At 34.7% G+C, this 16,135-nt stretch carries 10 protein-coding genes; 7 read left to right on the top strand and 3 right to left on the bottom strand.

Annotated elements, in window-relative coordinates; all coding sequences use genetic code 11:
* Window positions 1-172 precede the first annotated feature (172 nt).
* The 5 genes from JJL45_RS09975 to JJL45_RS09995 all read left to right on the top strand — a co-directional run bounded on the left by JJL45_RS09975 (window position 173) and on the right by JJL45_RS09995 (window position 8,929).
* The gene (locus JJL45_RS09975; protein WP_068604218.1) at window positions 173-4,573 is read left to right on the top strand and encodes a translocation/assembly module TamB domain-containing protein; all 4,401 of its coding nucleotides are present in this window, start codon (window positions 173-175) and stop codon (window positions 4,571-4,573) included.
* Between the two features lie 145 nt (window positions 4,574-4,718).
* Complete coding sequence (gene pfkA / locus JJL45_RS09980) at window positions 4,719-5,705, top strand: 6-phosphofructokinase (RefSeq protein WP_068604217.1); 987 nt, start codon at window positions 4,719-4,721, stop codon at window positions 5,703-5,705.
* A 17-nt stretch (window positions 5,706-5,722) separates the two neighbouring features.
* Window positions 5,723-6,727, top strand: a complete 1,005-nt coding sequence (gene gap, locus JJL45_RS09985) for a type I glyceraldehyde-3-phosphate dehydrogenase (RefSeq protein ID WP_067147951.1) — start codon at window positions 5,723-5,725, stop codon at window positions 6,725-6,727.
* Between the two features lie 84 nt (window positions 6,728-6,811).
* The gene (locus tag JJL45_RS09990) at window positions 6,812-7,672 is read left to right on the top strand and encodes an N-acetylglucosamine kinase (RefSeq protein WP_068604215.1); all 861 of its coding nucleotides are present in this window, start codon (window positions 6,812-6,814) and stop codon (window positions 7,670-7,672) included.
* Between the two features lie 30 nt (window positions 7,673-7,702).
* Complete coding sequence (locus JJL45_RS09995) at window positions 7,703-8,929, top strand: ATP-binding cassette domain-containing protein (RefSeq protein ID WP_068604213.1); 1,227 nt, start codon at window positions 7,703-7,705, stop codon at window positions 8,927-8,929.
* Here JJL45_RS09995 and JJL45_RS10000 read toward each other — a convergent pair.
* Window positions 8,926-9,966 (bottom strand): GMP reductase, encoded by a 1,041-nt coding sequence (locus tag JJL45_RS10000; protein ID WP_068604211.1) that lies wholly within the window; start codon window positions 9,964-9,966, stop codon window positions 8,926-8,928. The two genes, JJL45_RS09995 and JJL45_RS10000, sit on opposite strands and share 4 nt — an antisense overlap.
* Window positions 9,967-10,116: 150 nt before the next feature.
* On the opposite strand from JJL45_RS10000, the gene JJL45_RS10005 reads away from it, so the two are divergent.
* Window positions 10,117-11,502, top strand: coding sequence for a response regulator (locus JJL45_RS10005; RefSeq protein WP_202664126.1), 1,386 nt, complete (start codon window positions 10,117-10,119; stop codon window positions 11,500-11,502).
* 28 nt (window positions 11,503-11,530) lie between these two features.
* On the opposite strand, the gene JJL45_RS10010 is transcribed toward JJL45_RS10005, so the two are convergent.
* Window positions 11,531-11,911, bottom strand: a complete 381-nt coding sequence (locus JJL45_RS10010) for a RidA family protein (protein ID WP_068604207.1) — start codon at window positions 11,909-11,911, stop codon at window positions 11,531-11,533.
* A gap of 87 nt (window positions 11,912-11,998) precedes the next feature.
* Window positions 11,999-14,722 (bottom strand): putative LPS assembly protein LptD, encoded by a 2,724-nt coding sequence (locus tag JJL45_RS10015; RefSeq protein WP_068604205.1) that lies wholly within the window; start codon window positions 14,720-14,722, stop codon window positions 11,999-12,001.
* A 248-nt stretch (window positions 14,723-14,970) separates the two neighbouring features.
* On the opposite strand from JJL45_RS10015, the gene JJL45_RS10020 reads away from it, so the two are divergent.
* Window positions 14,971-16,113, top strand: a complete 1,143-nt coding sequence (locus tag JJL45_RS10020) for an N-acetylmuramoyl-L-alanine amidase (protein WP_068604203.1) — start codon at window positions 14,971-14,973, stop codon at window positions 16,111-16,113.
* Window positions 16,114-16,135 lie beyond the last annotated feature (22 nt).

Raw genomic sequence — 16,135 nt, forward strand, 5'->3', positions numbered from 1 at the left:
CTCAATTATTTTTTTATTAAAAACGTTAATAAGTTTATATCTATAGCTTAATATTTGCTAGGTATTAGGAATATTAAAAGATAAAAGTAGTTTGTTTTTTTATTAGGTTATAATTCGGTTTAAGATTAAGAAATTTCTAAAAATATTATCTAAAGTTGCTGGCATTTTATTAATGCTATTCATCATCTTGTTGCTTATTTTATCCATTCCGTATGTACAAACGCGCTTAGGTAATTATGCTACGAACCGCTTGAATGAAGAGTATAAAACCAACGTGTTTATTAACCGCGTGAGCATGCAACTTAATGGGGATATAGAACTCAAAAAGATTTATATTCAAGATTATAAAAAAGACACTTTAATTAGTGTAGCCGAATTGAATACCTCCGTATTAAGTTTTAGAAATTTATTAAACGGAAATTTGGTTTTTGGGGATGTCGATATTGAGGATTTAGATTTTAACGTGAAAACCTACAAAGGAGAAACCGAAACGAATCTCGATGTGTTTGTCCATAAATTTGAAAGTGATAATCCCGAACGCGTTAAAAGTGATTTCTTAATGTCCTCGAGTGATGTGTCCATCTATAATTCGGTTTTTAGCCTTACCGACGAAAATCGAGAAACATCTAAAATGCTCTATTTTAGCGGATTAAACATCAATGCCACCAACTTGCTTATTAATGGTAGTGATGTGAGTATGCGGGTAAATACCTTGTCTTTTAAGGACAGTAGAGGCGTAGAGGTTAAAAATTTAATGACCAATTTTGCCTATACGCTTAACGATATGACTTTCGCGAATCTTCAGGTAAAAACAGAGAATTCGGTTTTAAATGGGGATTTGAAATTCATCTATAAACGTGAAGATTTACAGTTTTTTACCGATAAAGTTAATATCGAAGCTAATTTTAAAGATTCTAACGTGCTTATTGATGAGCTGAATACGTTTTATAATGAATTCGGACGTGATATTAACGCGATTTTTGACGTGAAGTTATCAGGTACTTTGAATGATTTACAAATGACCGATTTAAGGCTGTCTACTAGCGATAGAACTCATGTAAATGGCGATATCCGCTTTCAAAATTTGTTTACCCCAGATAAGGAAAGTTTTTATATGGATGGTACTTTTAGAAGCCTGTCTTCGACGTACTTCGATTTAAGACGTCTACTTCCTAATATTTTAGGGCGTTCTATACCATCATCATTAAGTCGTGTGGGGAAATTCAATATTATAGGTAACACCCAAATTACAACTAAAAAGGTGGTTGCCGATGTTAAAATTAATACCGATATCGGTTTTGTAGACTCTAACTTGGTGATAGACAAAATCAATGATATTGATAATGGCTCATATCAAGGGAATATTATTTTAAATGAATTTGATTTCGGTTCCTTTTTAAATAGCCCTAAAGTGGGAAAAGGTTCTCTAAATTTTGATGTGAACGGTAAAGGTTTTACTGCCGAAAAGGTAGATACCCAAGTAAAAGGAGATGTTTTTCAGTTGGAATACAATAACTATAATTATAAAGCCATTAAAGTTGCCGGAAATGTGATGAATAATATTTTCGACGGTAATCTTATGGTTAACGATCCTAATCTACAAATGAACTTTTTAGGGCTTATCGATTTTTCCGATCATGTCAAAAAATATGATTTTGAAGCCGTTGTAGACTATGCCAATTTAAACACCTTAAACTTTATTAAGCGCGATTCTATTTCTATTCTTAAAAGTAAGGTTAACATGAATATGAATGCCGGAAGTGTCGATGATGCTTACGGGAAAATTACTTTTAGAAATACCGTTTATCAAAATGAAAACGATACTTACGCTTTCGATAAATTTGAATTAACCTCAAGGTTTGAAGGGAATGAGCGTTACTTGTCTTTTAGTTCCCCAGACATTATTCAAGGGAATTTAAATGGCCATTTTGTCTTAAAAGATCTTCAAAAGTTATTTAAAAATGCCATTGGTTCAGCGTATTCAAACTATACGCGCGATAAGGTTCAAAATAATCAGCATATTGACTTTAATTTTAAGATTTACAATAAAATTGTAGAAGTACTTTATCCTGAGGTAAAATTGGCTAAAAACACGTTTATTCGCGGACATGTAGAGAGTGATGAAAGTAAGTTTAAACTCATGTTTAAGTCACCAAAAATTAACTACGACGATTATTTTGTTAATAATGTCGAGTTGCAAATAGTTAATGGTAATCCGTTATTTGATACCTATATCGAAGCCGATAGCTTAAATACCAAATATTACAATTTATCTAAGTTTAATTTGATAAATGTGACCTTGAATGATACGCTTTTTATGCGTGCTGAAATTGTTGGAGGTAAACGAAACGACGACACGTATAATTTGAATTTCTATCACACCATCAACGACCTTAACGAGTCAGTTGTCGGTTTTAAAAAGTCTGATTTTACCATTAAAAATCACAAATGGCATATCAATGAGGCGAACGATAAATTCCATAAATTTATCTTCGATAAAAAACTGGCGCATTTACAGTTGGACCAGTTTAAGGTGAATCATGAGAACGAGATTATCAATCTTTCTGGATTTATTCAAGATTCAACTCAAAAGGATATCAAGTTAGATTTTGCTCATATTGACCTCGATAAAGTCTTGCCAGAATTGGACAGCTTAAAGTTTGAAGGTCGGGTTAATGGTAAACTGGAAATCATTCAAAATAATGGCAACTATGTGCCGTCTTCAGAAATTATAGTGAACAATTTAAAAATCAATGAGTTTGAGTTGGGATCCTTTGAAGCTAATATAAAAGGTAATCAATCTCTAACACATTACCTTGTAGATGCATCTATTAAGAATGATTTAGCCAAATCTTTTCACGCTCAAGGCGCAATAAATGTCGAGAAAAAACAGACATATATAGATGTCGATTTAGATTTTGATAAATTTCGTTTACATCCTTTAAATGCATTGTTACAAGGCGTTTTGTCTGATATTCGCGGTGAAGCCACCGGTGTAATTCATGTAGTTGGAAACCTTAACAAGCCCGGAATTAACGGTGATTTACTTCTAAATGAAGCAGGTTTAGGTGTACCTTATTTAAATGTAGATTACGCTTTCGCGGAAAACGCCTCAATGAGTTTAAACGAGCAAACGTTTAGGTTTAACAACATCGATATTACTGACACAAAATACCAGTCTAAAGGAAAGCTAAGGGGAACTATAAGCCATACTAACTTCTCAAAATGGAATCTAGGCTTAGATATTACAACGGATAATTTATTGGTTTTAGACACTAAAGAAGATGAAGAGTCGCTTTACTACGGAACAGGTTTTTTAGGAGGTCGAGCTAGTATAAAAGGACCTACAGAACAATTGGTTATCTCGGTTGAAGGTGAAACAAAAAAAGGAACCGTTTTTAATATTCCTCTAAACGACTCTGAATCTTTCGGTGATAACTCCTATATGCACTTCATTACGAAGGAAGAAAAAATGGCTAAAGAGCAAGGGGTCGAAATTGTATTTAAAGAAATTAAAGGATTAGAACTCGATTTCGATTTGGATGTCACCGAAGATGCCGAAGTACAACTCATAATAGATAAAAGCACTGGGCACTCTTTAAAAGGTCGTGGGAGAGGTGGTTTATTAGTAGAAATAAACACCAACGGAAAATTTAAAATGTGGGGGGATTTTTCAGTGTTTCAAGGGGTTTATAATTTCGCCTATGGTGGCTTAGTTCAGAAGGAATTTATAGTACAACCTGGGGGTACCATTGCTTGGGAAGGCGATCCTTTAAAAGCTCAAATCGATATGAAAGCAACCTATCGAACACGTGCCAATCCTTCTCCTTTATTAGACACTCCTATAAATAGAAGTATTCCTGTAGAGCTCAATATTGCGCTTGTGGGTGATTTGGAACAACCAGAACCCGAATTTAGTTTCGAGTTCCCTAATGTAAGCTCTACGGTGAAATCGGAGTTGAATTATAGACTTCAGTCTAATGAAGACAAACAAAATCAAGCCTTATATCTATTGTCTACAGCGTCATTTTCTAGCGGATTAAGTGATCTTAATTTTTCTGGAACTATTGCCGAAAGACTAAACGGCATTATCAACGGACTGTTTACAGGAAGTGATAGTAAGCTCAATATTGGTTTAAATTATGAATCTGGACAAAACAGACCCGATTATCAATCCGATGATCGTTTTGGTGTAACCTTACAAACCCAAATTAGCGACCGTGTTATTATTAATGGTAAAGTTGGGGTGCCTGTTGGCGGAAGTGGTGCTACGCAATCGGTTGTAGCAGGAGATGTAGAGATTGCATTTTTGTTAAACGAAGATGGCAATCTAACCGCTAATGTTTTTAATCGCGAAAACAGTATTCGAAATTTTGGTGAGAAAATAGGGTATACGCAAGGGGTAGGGATAGCCTATAGTTTAGATTTTGATACCTTTAAAGAACTCATTAATGCGATTGTACGAAAATCAGCTCCTCTTGAAATTATCGAAATAAAGGATGAGCAGGTCGAAAATAAAAAAGAGGAAGCGTTGCCAAATTACATTTCAATTAAGGGAGAATCAAGTGATTAGGGTAGGTTTTTTATGAATAATTTCAATTTCTTTTATTTTCTTATCAACTAAAACGTTGTAGTTTTAATTGTAGGGTAAAATATGACTTATGTTATAGAAATATGGTTTTAGTTTATTAATTTTACCGTAATAAATAAGAAAATGAATGCCTAAAACAATTAAAAAAGTAGCGGTTTTAACTTCGGGAGGAGATTCTCCAGGAATGAATGCAGCTATTCGTTCTGTCGTTAGAACATGTGCATACCATAATGTAGAATGCCTTGGTGTTTATCGTGGATATGAAGGTCTTATTGAAGGCGATTTTGTAGAATTAGATGCCCGTAGTGTTAAGGGGATTATTAACAAGGGTGGTACCGTGTTAAAATCTGCGCGCTCAAAAGGATTTAGAACTGTAGAAGGACGTCAACAAGCCTACGAAAAATTGAAAGAGAAAGGCGTTGATGGTCTCGTAGTTATTGGAGGTGACGGATCGTTTACAGGAGCCCTTGTATTCAATCAAGAATTTAATTTCCCAGTTATGGGTATTCCAGGAACTATCGATAATGATATTTTTGGAACATCACATACTTTAGGCTTTGATACAGCACTTAATACCGTTGTTGATGCCATCGATAAAATTAGAGATACAGCCAGTTCGCATAACCGATTATTTTTTATTGAAGTTATGGGACGCGATGTTGGTCATATTGCATTAAATTGTGGTATTGCTGGTGGTGCTGAAGAGATTTTAATTCCTGAAGAAGATTTAGGGTTAGAACGTTTGGTCGAATCTCTTAACAAAAGTAAAAAGTCTGGTAAAACTTCTAGTATCGTGATAGTAGCTGAAGGTGATAAAATAGGAAAAAATATTTTTGAACTTAAAGACTACGTTGATGAAAACATGGAGGGGTACGACGTAAGAGTATCCGTTCTTGGTCATATGCAACGTGGGGGAGCGCCTTCTTGTTTCGATCGAGTTCTAGCTAGTAGAATGGGCGTAAAAGCGGTAGAAGCCATGTTAGATGGTGAAAGTAACTTTATGGTAGGGCTTAAAAACAATAAAATGGAGTTAACACCATTAGATAGCGCTATTAAAGGTAAAACAAAAATAAATTTAGAATTATTGCGTGTCTCAGATATCATGAGCACTTAACATTTATAAACAAGATTATGTCAAAATTAAAAATTGGAATTAACGGATTTGGTAGAATAGGTAGAATTGCTTTTAGAGTTGCAGCTTCTAGACCTGATATTCAAATAGTAGGTATTAATGACTTATTAGATGTTGAGCATTTAGCTTACTTATTAAAATATGATTCTGTACACGGAAGATTCAATGGTACTGTTGATATTAACAACGGAAACTTAGTAGTAAACGGAAATGAAATTAGAATTACTGCAGAACGTAACCCAGAAGATTTAAAATGGGATGCTGTAGGCGCAGAGGTTGTATTAGATTGTACTGGTATCTTCACAACTTTAGATAAAGCTCAAGCTCACATTACTGCTGGTGCTAAAAAAGTTGCGATTTCTGCACCATCTGCAGATGCTCCAATGTTCGTAATGGGTGTTAACCACGATAAAATTACTTCAGAGCACACAATCGTTTCTAACGCGTCATGTACTACAAACTGTTTAGCACCAATCGCTAAAGTTATTAATGATAACTTCGGAATTATTGAAGGTTTAATGACTACTGTTCACGCAACTACAGCTACTCAAATGACTGTTGATGGTCCTTCTAGAAAAGACTGGAGAGGTGGTAGATCTGCACTTGCTAATATCATTCCTTCTTCAACTGGAGCTGCAAAAGCTGTAGGTAAAGTAATTCCTGAATTAAACGGAAAATTAACAGGTATGGCTTTTAGAGTACCAACTCCTGATGTTTCTGTTGTAGATTTAACAGTAAGAACTGAAAAAGGTGCTACTTGGGATGAAGTTAAAGCGGTAATCAAAAAAGCTTCTGAAAATGAATTAAACGGTGTATTAGGTTATACTGAAGAAGCTGTAGTTTCTCAAGACTTCGTTTCTGAAACTTTAACTTCAGTTTTTGATGCAGAAGCAAGTATTGCTTTAAATGATAATTTCTTTAAATTAGTATCTTGGTACGATAATGAGTTTGGTTATTCAACTAAATTAGTTGACTTAGCGCAACATATCGCATCTGTAAAATAATTTATTTAAAATATTAATAATAACTCCACAGAGTTATTGTGTATAAAGCACAGTATTCTGTGGAGTTTTTTTATCTCTAAACTTATGATTTTAATTGTTGATAGTGGTTCTACAAAATCTGATTGGATTGCCGTAGATAGTAATGGAAACCAATTGTTTGAAAAAATTCGTACTAAAGGACTCAATCCTGCCATACTACCCGAAAAGAAGCTGTTTAAAATTATTAAAAGCAGTAAAGAGCTAAAAAAGAATAGAGAACGAGTAACGCACATATTTTTCTATGGAGCTGGTTGCGGTACTGAAAATCCGAAGCGTTTATTGGAAGGTGTATTACAGGAAATTTTTGTGAATGCACAAATTGATGTAAATGAAGACACTCTAGCTGCTGTATATTCTACAATTAATACGCCAACCGAAGCTGCTGTAGTTTGTATCATGGGTACAGGTTCTAATTGTAGTTATTACGACGGTGAAAAACTGCACCAACGAGTGAATTCTTTAGGGTACATTTTAATGGATGACGCTTCAGGAAATTACTACGGTAAGCAATTGATTAGAGATTATTACTTTAATCATATGCCTGTTACAGTGAAGCATGCTTTTGATACCAAATTTAATTTGGAATCCGATTACATTAAATACAACGTTTATAAGCAACCGAATGCTAATGCTTATTTAGCAAATTTTGCTGAATTTATGTTCTTAAATAAAGATTCAGAATACATCGTTAATTTAATAAAAGATGGTATTCGTCTCTTTGCTAAAAATATGATCTTACAGTTTAAAGAAGAGCTTAAATATGTTCCTGTACACTTTGCTGGATCTATTGCCTTTTTTGCACAAAAAGAAATTAAAGAAGTAGCTGAAGAAATGGGTTTTAAGGTTGGGAATTTCCAACGTAGACCTATCGAAGGCTTAATACCGTACCATACTAAAGACCTTTAGTCTATAGTTTCTACAAACGGGAATTTTTTTATGTTGAAAAATCATGTGGCGCTTTATATCTCTAACAATGAAGATAAAAAGCGTATTGTTGAAAGTATACAGACTGGTGAGTTATTTGAAAACTTAGCAGGATTAAAAACGGTGCTTTTTTCTGAGTTGACGCTTGATAAGTTTATTCAAGAGGAATTGCAACATGATCAATTTGATGTAGAAACCATTCATAAAAATAAATTATCTCAGGCATCTGGAGGAGAAAGAAAAAAAGCGCTTCTAAAGTACCTCATTTCACAAAATCCAGAATGCCTTATTGTAGATAATGTATTTGATAGTTTAGATAGCGCTTCACAAAAAGCAATAGCCTTACAATTAGAGACTTTAAGTGATAACACGACAATCATTCAGGTATTAACGCGTAAACATCAGCTTTTACCGTTTATTTCAAATCTGTATCAGTTTCATAACAATACATTCAAAAAAGTTGAGCGCTTAGAAACGCCTGTTTCTTATAAGTTCTTAGTAGATAAATTGCCTCAGCCAGAACATGAATTTGATGTCGATTTTAAAAGTCTAGTAAAGTTCAACAAGGTGAACATCCAGTACGGTGAACGCCCTATTGTGAGTAACATTACTTGGGAAATAAAGCCAGGGGAGTTTTGGCAATTAATAGGTCCTAACGGTGCCGGAAAAAGCACTCTAATCACCTTAATAACTGGCGATAATCCTAAAGCCTACGGACAAGATTTGATTTTGTTTGGCAGGCAAAAGGGTAGTGGGGAAAGCGTCTGGGATATTAAAAATAATATTGGGCATTATTCCGCAGAAATCTTACGCGGGTTCCGAAGGTTAGATTCTGTTGAGAAAATGATGCTATCAGGGTTTTATGATTCTATTGGGCTTTATATATTCCCAACAGATAGGCAAAAGTTTATAGTCCACGACTGGCTTAAAATGTTAGGCTTATTTGAGCTTAGAAATAAAGATTTTTTGTCTTTGTCTGTAGGTCATCAGCGCTTAGTTTTAATAGCACGAGCTATGGTTAAACATCCTCCGCTATTAATTTTAGACGAGCCAACCAATGGATTAGACGATGCAGATGCTGAAATCTTTTCAGAATTGGTTAATAAAATTGCTTCTGAAAGTAAAACAGCCATATTATATGTTTCCCATCAAAAGGAAGCATCTCTACTGCGTCCAGATTTTATTTATGAATTAACCCCTAGCGAATCGGGTTCTCAAGGGAAGGTGTTACACGTTTAACTGTTGTAAACACGATTTTCCTGTTCATTAACTCGAATAAAAGTGGTGCGTTTGGTGAGTTCTTTTAACCTGGAAGCTCCAACATAAGTACAGGTACTTCGTAAACCTCCTAAAATGTCTTGAAGCGTACCGTCAACTGCTCCTTTGTAAGGTACTTCCACCGTTTTGCCTTCGCTTGCTCTATATTCGGCAACGCCGCCTACATGTTTTTCCATGGCAGTAGCCGAACTCATACCGTAAAATTGTTTATATACTTTGCCGTTTTTTTCAACGATTTTGCCACCACTTTCATCATGTCCTGCTAACATGCCTCCTAGCATAACAAAATCGGCACCAGCACCAAAAGCTTTAGCAATATCGCCTGGCGTTGTACAACCTCCATCACTAATTATTTGTCCGCCTAAACCATGCGCCGCATCAGCACATTCTATAATCGCAGAAAGTTGTGGATAACCAACACCTGTTTTTACTCTTGTGGTACAGACCGAACCTGGACCAATACCCACTTTAACGATATCGGCTCCAGAAATTAAAAGTTCTTCTACCATTTCGCCTGTAACCACATTTCCTGCTATGATAACTTTATCAGGAAATTGACTTCTAGTTTTACGAACAAAGGCTGTAAAGTGCTCAGAATAGCCATTAGCCACATCAATACAAATAAACTTTAAATGGGGATGTAATGCGAAAATACGCGTTAGTTTTTCGGTGTCTTTATCACTTGTCCCTGTACTAACAGCAATATAATCCTCGATGGATTTAGGGGCGCTTTCCAAAAAGGTATTCCACTCTTCTATAGTGTAGTGTTTATGTATAGCTGTAAATACTTTTTTTTCAGATAAAGCCATCGCCATTTCAAAAGTACCTACGGTATCCATATTGGCCGAAATGATAGGGATCCCTGACCAAGTTATAGGGCTATGTAAAAATTTGAATTCCCTTTCCAAACTCACTTCCGATCGGCTCTTCAAAGTAGATCTTTTAGGTCTAATCATGACATCTTTAAAGCCTAATTTGATATCGTATTCTATTCTCATCTAGTATTTTTATGATAGTTTAATCCAAATCTAAAATTAGGCATTTTTAAAATAAAAGTTGACTTAATGACGAATAATGATTTTGATAATTCGTAAATTTATAGATATGTTTGCTAAAAAACCTATTATATGAGGTTAACCCCCAAATTTATGAAATCGATTAAAAAGAGGTATAAATTATCTTTTCTGATTTCCTTAAGCATTATTACAATTTTACTTATTGGTTTTCTTTTTTTAGAGAAAAAAATTTACATCGAAAGTGCTGCTAGTATTTTGTTTGTTCTTGCTGTTATTCAGGTATTCGGACTTCAATACTTCTTTAAAAACCAGCTTAAAAACGATGTAGTTAAATCAAATCTAAAGTTGCGTGTCAGTGAGTTAAAACGAAATTTAGACACCGCAGAAACAGTTGCCGATCAAAAATCTATTTATTTGGCAAACATGAGTTATGAAATCCGTACCCCTTTAAATACGGTTTTAGGGATGTTAAACATGATTAAACAAACGCATTTAGAGTCCGATCAAACCGCCCAAGTAGAAATTGCGGAGTATTCATCATTGCATATTCTACAATTGGTTAATATGATTGCCGATAATGCTGTTGCAGAACGAGGGAATATTAAATTGAGTATGGAGGCCGTCGACTTAAAAGCCGATTTGATAAGACTTTTTCAAGTTTTTGAATTTCAGGCTTTCGAGAAAAGTTTAGGTTTTAAATATAAGTTTTTAGCCGAAAATGATAGTAAGTTCCTTGTTTTAGCTGATTCGGCTAAAATTCAGCAAGTATTAACGAACCTAATCAATAACGCTATTAAGTTTACCAATTCTGGAACCATCACGGTTACTGTAGATCAAACTGAAGGTATAGACGATAGTTTGTTTTTCACTTTTTACATTAAGGATACTGGCGTTGGCATGAGCCAGGAAGAGGTTAAATACCTGTTTAATAATAAAAATGATTTATCGCAGTCAAATTTATTAAGAGACTATAGAGGAGGAGGTATAGGTCTTGCAGCATCGCATCATCTGGTTGAATTAATGGGTGGCGAATTAAAAATAGAAAGTAAAGAGAATGAAGGGTCTACCTTTTATTTCAGTTTACAACTTACTAAGACCCTAAATATCGAAAACGATACTATTGAGAAGACTCCTGAGATTATCAATAGGTTGAATGTTTTAATTGCAGAAGATAATAGAACCAATCAAAAGGTGATAAAAGCCCTATTAGAGCGCCAAGGTGCCGATTGTACTTTTGTTAAAAATGGTTTAGAAGCTGTAGAACTTTATAAAATTCTAGATTTTGATTTAATTTTTATGGATATCTATATGCCTGATATGGATGGATATGAAGCAACTCGACTCATCAAAGCAACTGATAAGTATAGCAAAAATTTAACTCCAATAATAGCTGTATCTGCAAGTGCTTTTGAAGAGGATATTTTGAAAGCCAAACAAGCCGGTATCGATGATTTTCTTGCAAAGCCCATTGAAGTTGCTAAATTGAAAGAGGTATTAGTACGGTATTCTAAATCGTAATGCTTGATTTACTTACCAATAGCGTTTTTTATTTCACCGCAATCACGCTTATCTCAACATTAACGTCCTTTGGTAAACGCGCTACTTGAACAGTTTCTCGAGCAGGTGCTGTGGGATCATTAAAATAGCTGCCGTAAACGTTGTTTATTTTTTGAAAATCATCCATATTACTAATAAAAATAGTAGCCTTTATAACATTTTCAAAGCCCATGTTAGCTTGAATTAAAATCGCTTCGATATTACTCATAACCTGCTTGGTTTCCGATTCAATATCACCTAAAACAAGGTCGCCAGAAGTGGGGTGAATCGCAATTTGACCAGATGTGTACAAGGTGTTTCCTGTTAAAACAGCTTGGTTATAAGGACCTATAGGAGCCGGAGCATTTGGTGTAGTGATAATTGTTTTCATATGGAACTATTTAAGGTTGTGTTTAAATTGCTAAATTAAAAATAGCGAAGAATTTCACCAGAAACAAAATTAGTTTCAAAAACCGGTTTATAACCTAAGATCTTGTTGTCTTCGTTTTTCGTATTTTAAATCTTTTAGTATACTAGATTTTATACCGATAAAGAAATTCCAAGATTTGTAATCGCCAAAGGGTGTCCAACTAAAATTCATACGCCAACTCAATAAGTCACGTTCAAAACGAAGCTGAGTAGGTGTGAAACCAAGATTTTTAAAGTCATACCCGGAAGATGCTCCAATAGTCCATTTTTCGGTTAATTGAATATCTCCAGAGAACATTAATGAATGAGATGAAATTTCATTTTGCCTTTGACTATTGGAATAATTTATGGCATAAGCAAGTCTTAAACTCCAAGGTATTTTATGGTGATAAAACGCCTCGGACTCTTCGTCTTTACTCTCGTCATCAGGTTCTTGCATGGTATGGGTGGCAAAATCTTCAGAAACACCAAATAAATCATCGTCACGACCACCACCTCGTAAGTTTTCTTCAAGATTTTTATCAGTTAAACCTTTTTCGGCGACACTTTTTCCTTTGTTTGAAAGCGCCCAGCTAGCTGTTAAATTTCCGGAGGTAAGCCTAAATAAACTCCCGCCGTTATCAATATTAAACTTATCAACTCGTTTATTGTTATTGTCTAGAGCATAAGGGTCTAAGGTCGCTCCAAAGTTAATGCTTAACTGGTCTTTAAAAAGTTGTGTACCACCACTCATACGTACAGGACTCCATTTAAGGGAATCGCCTGCCACGTTATAAGAGGTAGAAAAGTTTAAGTTATTTAATAAAACTACTTTTTTAGCTTCAGTAGCCGTGCTGTCTTTATCTCGTACTTTAGCTTCAAAATTATTGGAAAGCGAAAGCCCTACAGCACTTGAGAACGTTTTGTTTGGCGCACCAAAAATGGTGTTATCAAAACGGCTGTATTCCACATCGGCAGTAGTATTACCATCGGCATCAATAACTTCATAAGTGTCATAATATTGGTCGAAAGCCGGATTGATATTATAACTTACCGAAGGTCTCATAACATGCCTAATGGCCTTTATTTTTCGATCTTGACCTTCTTTTTCAAAGTTAAACATACCATAAACCGTTGTTCCCATACTGGTGTTAAAGTTGTATGTTCTGTAAGAGTCGAAGCCATTTACCGTTTCATCAACTTCCTCTTCGGTAACAGGATCATAATATTTATTTACAGTTTTAAAGGTCCAGTATTCGTTATAACTTGTTCCTGCACTTACACTAAAATATTTGAATAGCTTGAAGTTTGTCGTTAAAGGAATAGTGTGTTGAAACCCTGCTTTGGCGTCATCAAACATTTCCTTTTTAAAGAATAAAGAGTCCGTGGTTACAATCCTGTTTTCAGCTCTTAAATTATATTGTAAATTAATGTTTTGAATGATTCCTTTTTTAGAACCCGATTTTGACGCAAAGGGATACATTCTTCCTACACTACCTTGAAGCGTAGGTAAGGTCATATTAATTTCTTCTGTTTGTGAATTTTGTGTGTGTGTAGCCGTTACGCTATAGTTTACTTGTGGTTCTCCTTGGAAGGTTTTAGAATATGAAACGGAAGACGACAAGGTGTTGTTTAAACGGTTACTCACATTAACTTGATTGTTCGAAATTTGGTAGTACTGGCTACTACCTAAGTTTACAGATGCAGAAAATCGAGAACTCGGATTCGCTTTAGAGTCTTGACTGTGAGACCATCGTAAGTTGTAAATGGTGCTATTGGCATAATCCGGGAAACCACGCTCACTAGTTATGAGGTTTTCATAACGGAATCCAAAATTACCTCTGTAACGGTACCGTTTGGCATAATTGCTTTCTAACCTAAGCGCATAACTTCCATTGGTATAATAATCTCCCAGTAAAGTTAAATCGATATAATCACTTACAGCAAAATAGTAGCCACCATTTTGTAAAAAATAACCGCGGTCATCTTGCTCACCAAAAGTTGGAATAATAACACCAGAAGTTTGTTTTTCACTTTGAGGAAAAAATCCAAAGGGTAAACCTACAGGCGTAGGAACATCATATATGAAAATGTTAGCAAAACCGGTTACAATTTTTTTACCAGGAACAATTTTAGCTTTTCGTAATTTAATGTAATAGTCTGGGTCTTCTAAATCTTCGGCAGTCGTGTATTTAGCACCTTTTACAAAATATACCGAATCGTTTTCTTTTTTTGTGATTTCTGAAATTACGGTCCCTTCGCCTTGTTCTGTTTTTGAGTTGTAAATAAGGGCCTTTTTCGATTTTGTGTTAAAGAGAATAGAATCGGGTTCTACCACATTGCTTCCTTGGGTAAACACAGGTTTTTGCGTGTAACCTCCAATAGAATCTGTAATTCCTTTAGCGTAAACCGTGTTTTTTACATAATCAATTGTAATATCGCCAGCCGTGATGTTCATATCACCATAAACAATTTTAGCCTGGTTATATAAATATAGTTTATGCTCTTTTTGATTGAATTTAGAGTAATCTTCGGCGTGATAATTAACTGTATGCTCTAAAAAATCCTTTTTAGGTTTTATAGAATCCGTTAAAGTAGAATCTTGAGTTTTTTCAGAAATTTCTTTAGTGTTGAGACTATCACTTGAAACAACAAGCGTGTCACGACTAACAGGTTCGATGACTTTTCGGTCTATTTTTCTTTCCTGTCTAGGAATGTCTTGAGCGAAGCTAAACGTGTTGATAAACACTGTAAAACTTAGTGTAAAAAGTATTTTAAAGTTGTTTGTACGCAACGCTTTTAAATGTATTTTTGTAACGAATGGCTCAGTTTTTGAAAAGCCAAAATTACATATATTTTTTTGGGATTGATTTAATTATCAATTAAAAATTAAAAATTATAAATGCATGATTATTTAATGGTGCAATAAATAGTGATTTTTAATGGTTTAAGCTAGACAGAATAACATGGCACCTGGATTTATTACTTATAAATTTTAATTCATTTTTTGTTCTTGCTAATAGTAAATATAGAATTTATCAGATGAAAACGCATAAAATATTACATTTCGTATTAATTATAATAGTATTAACATACACCCTAGATGTTAATGCATTTAACGACCACCCCAAGAAGAAATTTGTGGTCGTTTTAGATGCCGGACACGGTGGTCATGATCCTGGAAATATGGGGAATGGCTATAAGGAAAAGGAAATTGCCCTAAATGTAGTTTTAAAAGTAGGTAAGATGCTCGAAAAAAATCCGGGCATAGAGGTGATTTATACAAGAAAGAACGATAAGTTTATCGATTTATTTGTACGTGGTAAAATTGCCAATGAAGCCAATGCCGACTTATTCGTCTCTGTACATTGTAACGCCCACGGTTCATCGGCCCACGGTACTGAAACTTTCGTTTTAGGGACCCACAGAAACAATACCAATTTTGAAGTGGCTAAACGAGAAAACTCGGTGATTTTCATGGAGGAAGATTATCAAAAAAATTATGCAGGATTTGATCCAAATTCGCCAGAATCGGTAATGAGTATCTTATTAAGTCAGGAAGAATACCTCGACCAAAGCATCATGTTGGCGAGTCTTATTCAAAACGCTTTCACCAATAATTTAAAACGTAAAGATAGAGGAGTGAAGCAAGCTGGGTTTATTGTATTACATCAAACGGTTATGCCTAGTGTTTTGGTAGAAACGGGGTTTTTAAGTTATAAAAAGGAAGGTGCTTATTTGAATTCTTCAAAAGGGCAGCAACAAATCTCAGAAGCCATTTATGAAGCCATTTTAGAGTATAAGAAGACTTTAGATAAGACTGTTCCAGGGTACATGCCGGTAGAAGAAGCTGTAATTGTAAAGGAAACTACAGAAACTCTGCAAGTAGAGAAATCTCAAACTATAGTTACTAATACCTCAAATATAATTTTTAAGGTTCAAATTGCTGCCAGTTCCAAACTTTTAGGAAGTCAACCATATAATTTTAATGGATTACATGGTGTTTCAGGTGTAAAAACAGGAAGTTTATATAAATATTACTACGGGAATACAACTAGTTATGAAGAAGTTAAGCGCTTAGCGGAAGAAGCTAAATCTAAAGGTTATCCTTCTAGTTTTATTGTGGCTTTTAAAGACGGAATTAAAACACCGTTAAGTGAAGCCATAAAATCAGTTGCTAATTAGAGCGGTTCTTCATAAATATGTA

Source organism: Tamlana sp. s12 (assembly GCF_016767215.1).
GTDB lineage: Bacteria > Bacteroidota > Bacteroidia > Flavobacteriales > Flavobacteriaceae > Pseudotamlana > Pseudotamlana agarivorans.